6 protein-coding genes and 1 pseudogene are annotated in these 7,447 nt (G+C 34.6%); all 7 read right to left on the bottom strand.

What is annotated here, in order from left to right; genetic code table 11:
- A pseudogene (locus tag DIU01_RS04350) lies at positions 1 to 258 on the bottom strand (hypothetical protein); the annotation flags it as partial.
- Between the two features lie 68 nt (positions 259 to 326).
- Positions 327 to 1,127: an endonuclease/exonuclease/phosphatase family protein gene (locus DIU01_RS04345; RefSeq protein ID WP_290832021.1), complete on the bottom strand. Its 801-nt coding sequence runs from the start codon at positions 1,125 to 1,127 to the stop codon at positions 327 to 329.
- A gap of 127 nt (positions 1,128 to 1,254) precedes the next feature.
- On the bottom strand, positions 1,255 to 2,043 hold the full coding sequence (locus DIU01_RS04340) for a hypothetical protein (RefSeq protein ID WP_290832020.1): 789 nt from the start codon (positions 2,041 to 2,043) through the stop codon (positions 1,255 to 1,257).
- A gap of 200 nt (positions 2,044 to 2,243) precedes the next feature.
- Positions 2,244 to 2,696 carry a hypothetical protein gene (locus DIU01_RS04335; protein ID WP_290832019.1) on the bottom strand — a complete coding sequence of 151 codons (453 nt, stop codon included), beginning with the start codon at positions 2,694 to 2,696 and terminating at the stop codon, positions 2,244 to 2,246.
- An 86-nt stretch (positions 2,697 to 2,782) separates the two neighbouring features.
- Positions 2,783 to 2,992 (bottom strand): KTSC domain-containing protein, encoded by a 210-nt coding sequence (locus DIU01_RS04330; RefSeq protein WP_290832018.1) that lies wholly within the window; start codon positions 2,990 to 2,992, stop codon positions 2,783 to 2,785.
- Positions 2,993 to 3,237: 245 nt separating this feature from the next.
- On the bottom strand, positions 3,238 to 4,248 hold the full coding sequence (locus DIU01_RS04325; protein ID WP_290832017.1) for a PorP/SprF family type IX secretion system membrane protein: 1,011 nt from the start codon (positions 4,246 to 4,248) through the stop codon (positions 3,238 to 3,240).
- A gap of 11 nt (positions 4,249 to 4,259) precedes the next feature.
- On the bottom strand, positions 4,260 to 7,447 hold a 3,188-nt coding region (locus tag DIU01_RS04320), incomplete at its 5' end, for a PKD-like domain-containing protein (RefSeq protein ID WP_290832016.1).

Genomic DNA, 7,447 nt, shown 5'->3' with positions numbered 1-7,447 from the left:
GATGTTGCCTTCCAGTTTATTTTTATCGCTGTCAGTAGCAATCACATCATAATTGTATTGATAATCTCCTGATGTTCCTGTTCGGTATTCGTAGTTATAGGTGGCATCTTCATGATGATTGGTAACCGAGTCAATCGTTATTGCTTCTGCCGATTCTGGTAAAAGCTGTTGTGGTTGAGCAAGCTCTTTGGTTCTACAAGTATTGAATAATAGTAGTGCAGCAATTAATCCGACAAGAAATTGTATGGTTTTTTTCATGACTGTTGCGTTTCTGTAAAAATACTAAACGCGTAAGTTTGTATTTTACGGAAAACCGTAATCACCTATTAATTTATTGAAAATGTAACTGCAATAGGAATATGATCGGAGATTGCTCGTGCTTTTTTTAAGGTTTCAAAATTGGTGTAGAAATGGATGGCTTCTGTTTTTGTTACTGCGATTTTGGCAGTTTTATACCAAATATTATCAAATTCTGAGGCAAGACAATTGTCGTTTTTACATTCTTGCTTAAGTGATGTTTTCTGATTGATGAATGCCGATTGATAACCCATCTTTTTCAACGGATTAAAAACAGTATGCGATTGCGGACAATTGAAATCGCCCACAAAAATCAAGTTTAAATCAGGATATTGCGCTGGTAAATATTTGAAGTATTTGATTTCGGTTTCGGGTTGTTTCTTTTTGGTTATGGCGTGAAAGTTCGCGATTGTAAATTGCTTGTTGTTGTATTCGAATGTACAATAAAACGGTTCTCTGTCTATTTCTAGATTGTATTTTTGTTCGAGCCATGCTTTACCAATTTTCTTCACTTTGGCCGTTTTCCAAAGAAAAGCATAGCGTTCAACTTTATAAGCGCTACTTGATGTTGGATCACTTATCACGTAATCCCATTTGGCTCCTTTTCTATTAAGTTCGTCAGCGAGTTGTGCCACGGCTTGCGCACCACCATTACCAGCAACAACTTCTTGTAAAGCCACAACATCATAATTTTTAATGGTATTAGCTATGAAACTAATGGTTGTATCTGACTTGGAACTACCCAAATTTTCTATATTCCAGGATAGGAGTTTTATTTGGGAGAAAGATGTTGTGGATAGGAGAAAGAAGAGGAAGAGTATTCTTGGCATTTTTTTTTGGAGCAATTGTTTAATTGTTACTTAAAGCAATTTACAATGTTACGATTTTTAGTTTGCTTTTTTGTGTCTTGTATGTGTTACAAAGTCCAGAGTTTTCGAAGAGTTGTGGTTCTTAAATTCATTTAGCTTTAATTATGCAATTCAGTAGCTCTTTTATTTCCGAACCATTGTTAACTGAACCATCATAAATGTAAAGCTTTACATCTGTTATGATATTCTCTGAAAGTAATTTTATATCAGCTGGAAGCAAAGGTATGAATGCTGAATAATTCCAACTATTTCCGGTTCCAGGTGCTACACTAATTTTCGCATTAGGCTTTGATAATTTCTTTCCATTTGAAAATAATATAGTCAATCCAAGTTTGTTCACATTTAAGGTTGATCCTTTTTGAGTGATTGACATATATAATTTGGAAACTTTATTGGAAATTACTTTAGTGAATGAAATCGTATTGAGAAGTGGTGTGTCAATTGTTACTTCATTCGTGAATTTATCAGTTTTCTTTGTTAGTTGAGAACAATGCTCATTTTCTTCTGATGAGTATGTGAAAGGATAAATTGCTTTCATTGTTGGATCATAATCATAAAAAAGAATTCCAGTTTTTGGGTTTTCTAGTTTCAATTTATATTTGCGTTCACCATACCTATCAAAATGTAGGATATCAATCACTCTAAATTTTTTTCCCACAAGACTATCATATGGTGTTGGTCCTGATTTCAAAATGTATCTCGTTTTTAGGCTTTCATCAACAAAGAATCTGTCATAGCCATATTGCTGTAGAGACTTTTCTTTAGCGGCTACTACAACGTCGGTATTTAAAAGAACATATACATTCTCTGCGGGAAATTGAGCTAATGCATGAAATGAAAAGCTTGTTAAAAAAAGTACGAGTAAAATTGTTCTCATTTATTTATATTTTTTTGCTGATTTGAATTAATGCTCCGCAAAGTCGAGAGACTTTGTGGAACATTTCATAGAAACTCTTTGCGGAGCTGGGCTGACTAATCCAATTAGTTGTTTGGCTTTTCATTTGAAATTACAAAAAGAATAAAAGTATTAAAATAAATATTTTTTCATAATTCTAATTTTGTTTCAGCTGTAATTTGTTAATATGAACTTTGAGTATATTCCCATTTATCCAAATAACTGTTGTATTTATAATAACCTAACATTTTTCCACTTGCATTATAAACTTCATATCGTTTCAAATATTCATTCCATTTTTTTGTTAACTGTTGTTGACCATTTGAATTATATGTTTCATTTCTGTTGAGATAGGTGTTTGTTTTTTCATAACCTTGTTGTTGTCCATTAGAATTATAGGTTTCTGTTCTATTTAAATAATTATTTTGCTTTTCATATTTTATTAAGGTTCCCTTTGCATCATAATATTCTATTCTATTCAAATATGTGTTCTCCTTTGCATAACCAATCATTTGCCCATTTGAGTTAAAAAATTCGGTTCTGTTCAAATAGCTATTATACTTTTGAGAAGATTGAGCGTTAGCTGAAATTGTAATCAGTGTAAACATCATACATAGTAAAATTAGTTTTTTCATTTTTAGTTGGATTAAATTAATAACATCCAAACTTAAAACCATTAAACCTATATGTCTTACGGAAAACCGTAAAAGGCTTAAAAAAATTAAAAAACATCAAAAGGATAATGGCATTGAATACAATTGAAATAAAATTCTTCACTGTCGTTAGCTTTCATAAAGGCTACAAACGCGTCTATGGGTACATCAAAATACTGGTGAATTACGTTTAGTTTGAATTCAATTTCTAAAATTTGGTTAACTTCGTCGTAGGCCACAGTTAGAATATTGTTGGCGTTTACTGGATATTTAATCATGGGGTTATTTATTGATAGTTTAGGCACCTATTATAAAAAGTGCTAGCATAGTTGAATCGTTATTTTTAAAATAATTTTTCAAACTTAAAACCAAAGAATAAGTATTCTTTACGGAAAACCGTAAAAGAGTAAAAAAAATAAACCAAATTTAAAACAGGAGTAGTATTGTGTGAGTCTTCTTTAAAATTTTCTAATTCACAACCATTGCAACTTATGTCGTTTTGTAACTTGTCAAGTATAGTTGATTATTTATCGTAGTCGTAGTATTTGTTGACTGTAGCTACACAAGATTCGCAAAACCTTAATTGCCAGGTAAGCGAAATTTCGTGTATGCCTTGTGTATGTCCTAGCTTGGAAGTGCTAATGTCATAGGAATATCCAAAATTAAAATCACCAAAGTGTACTGACACATACGGATTCACGGAGGTTATTAAATGGCTGTTAGCACTTTTTCCTTCTGGATTGGTAACTAAGTTGGCACCGAAAAGAAGTTGTTTGAATTTTAAAGCACCGCCAATATCTAGTCGGTTGAATTGTGATTGGCGCATGTAATTTAAATTAACTAACAATTTGGATTCATCGGGTAAAATACTAGATGGTGAGTCATCAATATCGAACGCATAACCACTGTGAATACTTAAAAACAAATCTAATGGCTCATTTCCACCATCCAGATAAGAAATGTTAGGTCGGTTGAGGTGTTTAATGCTTGCTCCAAACCAACCAACGCTATTATCTACGATAAAACCAGCCGAAATATCTACGAAATTGATGTTGTTTTTTTGTCCTAAAACTCCAGGATCTACAGTTCCGCCATCAATTTCGCCTGTATTTCCATTTATTTGATCTTCAAGAAGTAAGTTTCTAAAATTGTAACTTTTTGAACCAAAGCCCACTTCTAGTGCTGGTCTAATACTCCATTCATAATCCAATTCCACTTTGTAGGAATAAGCAGCGTTGACTTGTAGGTAGTTGTAATTTGTATATGCTTCACGGTTATTTAGAACTGTTATTCCAAGTGCAGCGTGTTCGCCTACCATCTTGTTTAGAAATCCAAAATCGGTATCGATGACTCTGTTTCCGTCTGGCCATTGTCGTTTATGAATTATTCCTGCACGCCAATTGTATTGAAACCCGGTAAAACCCGGATTTAATGTTTCGGGAATTAGAGAAAACTGAGAAAATACGGGATCTTGTGCCTTAACTTGAAAGCTTACAAAACTTAGTACTACAAATAAAATGTTTTTTAATTTCATTGGGATGGTGCTTATTTTATGAGTACAAAAGTTTGATTTTCGTTTATTGTAGTTCCGTAGAATGTTTCAGCGCTGACTTTTACATAGTAATTTCCGTTTTCTGCAGGAATGTCTTTTATTTTGCCGTTCCAACCTACTAAAACTTCCCCAACTTCGGAGTAAATTAAGGAACCCCAAGTATCATAAACATCTAAACGAATGTTTTTTAAACCTCGTGTTACTGGTCGTAATGTGTCATTTAAACCATCATTATTGCTAGGAGTGAAAGCTGTTGGAACTACAAGAACATATCCTTTTTCTACGTTTAACGCCAACTGGTTCGTATACACACATCCAAAAGGATACGTTACAGTAAGCGTTACCAAATAATATTCATTAGGAATTAAATAAGTATGAGTTGGATTTATTTCGTTAGAAAATGTGCCATCGCCAAAATCCCATAAAACTGAAATATAGTCGCCCGAAATAGTGCTTTGAAACTCAATTGGGTCTAAAATAGAATACAAACCATAAGAGGTAGAACCAATGGAAACGGCGGAAAAAGTTGCTGTGCCAAGTTGTGGTAGGTCAACATCAAACGAGTAAATTGCAGAGCATCCAATGGCGTCTGTTGCAGTAAGTGTAACCAAACCATTCTCTGTTGTAGTCATCAATTCGTTATTTGTTCCGCTTGTTGTTCCACTAGACCAGTTGAATTGAAATGGCTGAACACCTCCTGAAACTTGTGCTTCAAAAATTTGTAGTACCGATTGTGTTGCACAATTTGCATTGGTCGTAGTATTTACTGAAAGCACTATTGGACTTGGTCTTGTAATGCTGTACTGTGCCGTCTTTATACAGCCTCTGGCATCGGTAACTGTTACCAAATAATTTCCAGCTGGAATATTGGTTAAATCTTCCGTGCTGACTCCATTATTCCAGACATAATTGAATGGTGGCGTTCCTCCAGAAACCAATAAATTTATCGCTCCAGAATTGGCATTATTACAATCTAAAGCATTAGTTAAATTTGCCGATAAAACTAAAAGTTGCGGTTCAAGAATTGTAAAAGTTCTAGAAATAGTACAAGGTTTAGAATCTGTTATAATTACCGAATATGTTCCAGGGCCAAGATTGTTTCTTGTAGTTCCGGCAGGACTTCCATCACTCCAAACCAAATTTACAGGCGCAATTCCTCCCACAAAGTTCAAAACAATACTTCCGTCATTAGCTCCAAAGCATGAAATATTTGTGACTACTGGGTTTACATCAAAAATTGGTGGACTTGGAATATTTATCGTTGACGACTTTTGGCAGCCAAGTGCATCAGTAATTGTGATTGTATAATCTCCAGGTGAGAGATTATTTTGATTTAATCCAACTGCAAGATTGCTCCACTGAATTGAATAAGGTGGATTTCCTCCAGACACAGTTGTGGTTATTGTGGCATTATTGTCATTATAACAAACAATTGGAGTTGTAACTGCTGTAATTACTATCTCTGTTGGTTGTGTTATTGTTACTGATAAATTGGCTGTACAACCTAAATTGTCAGTAACAACTAGCGTGTATATTCCTGCTGGTAGGTTATTCAAATTTTGATTTGTACTTGTAAATCCGTTTGGTCCAGACCACAGATAATTGTATTGAAATACTCCAGGTGTAACTTGCAGAGGAGTTCCTCCAAGAGTATTGACTGTTATTGCACCTGTTGAAAAACCATAGCACGCCACATTGGTTTGATTTGCAAGACTTACCTGCAACAACGGCGGTTCTGAAATAACAAATGTGGCTGTCTTTGGTCCGCAGTTATTGGCGTCATAAACCGATACAACATAAGTTGCTGGACTTAAATTCGAAATGTCTTCGGTTGTTGCATACGGCATATTATTTTGGGTCCAAGAATAAGAATAGGCTCCTGTTCCGCCAAGAACTGAAATTGAAATTGATCCATTATTACTCCCAAAACACGTAATATTATTACTTGAATCTGTAGTTAAAATAATATCTGACGGTTCTGTTATTGTATATGAATTCGCAATTGGACATCCGCCAGCATCATTAATTGTTAAATTATAAAGTCCAGGTTCTAAATTAGAAACAGTGGCATTTGTTGATGAAAATCCATTTGGTCCAGTCCATTGAATAGTATATGGTGCACCAGTTGTAAACGGAATTCCACCAGTTATATTGGTTGTTATGCTACCATTATCTATTCCGAAACAAGTACTATTTGTTACAACAGCATTCGGATTCATAGCTGGATTTATGGTAATTGTACTTGTGAAAGTAGCACCGACACAGTTTCCAGAACTTGGAGTAATTGTATACGTTGCTGTTGCTGCAGCAGATGAAGTATTGACCAATGTTTGGCTAATTTCTGATTGCCCAACAGTTTGCGCTGACGAACCAATTATTGCACCAATTGGATTGAGTACTGGAGCAGACCAAGTATATAATGTTCCTGCTGGAACAATATCAGGCGAAGCAGTAACTGGATTAATTGTAAATGTTGCACTGCTACAAATGGTTTGATTTTGCGATGAAATTACAGGAATCTGATTAATAACAATCGTTGCTGCAGTAGATGTAATCATTTCGCAACCACCATTTAATGATGGAAATGTGATTGTACAATAATAATAAAATGTTCCCGATGTTGATGCTGGTGGTGAAAACGACGAGTTAGTTTCAGTTGCAATAGCAATACCTCCAACATTGGAATTGGAAGAATTACTATACCATTGATAAATTGGCGCTCCAACACCATTAATGTAATCTACAGATAAAGGTGTAATTGTATCACCTAAACAAACAACTTCAGAAACTGGATTTGTTGAAATTGCTGGAGCTAAATTCACATTTATCTGTGATGTTGCACTTGCAACATTACATCCAATTCCGTTAGGTTGTGTAATTTCGCAATAATAATATAACGTTCCGTTGTTTAGTGTTGGCGGCGAAAAAGTAGCATTCGTTTCTCCCATTAAAAGTGTTCCACCTATTGTGCTGTTAGTATTGTTGCTGAACCATTGATAAGTAAAAGTTCCAATCCCACCAGTTGCCGTTACTTGTAAAAGACTTGGAATTGCATTTTGACAAAGTGTTTGAGATGCAATTGGCTGAGTTGAAACAATTGGATCTGGAAGTACATCGACACTTGCCACAGCACTTGTTACACTTCCACAACCGTTTCCAGTAAAATTTATAACGACATAAT

This window comes from Flavobacterium sp. (assembly GCF_003525665.1).
In the GTDB taxonomy this organism is placed as follows: Bacteria; Bacteroidota; Bacteroidia; order Flavobacteriales; family Flavobacteriaceae; genus Flavobacterium.
Note: the sequence above shows the minus strand (reverse complement) of the source record. Positions and strands in the feature narration are given on the sequence as shown.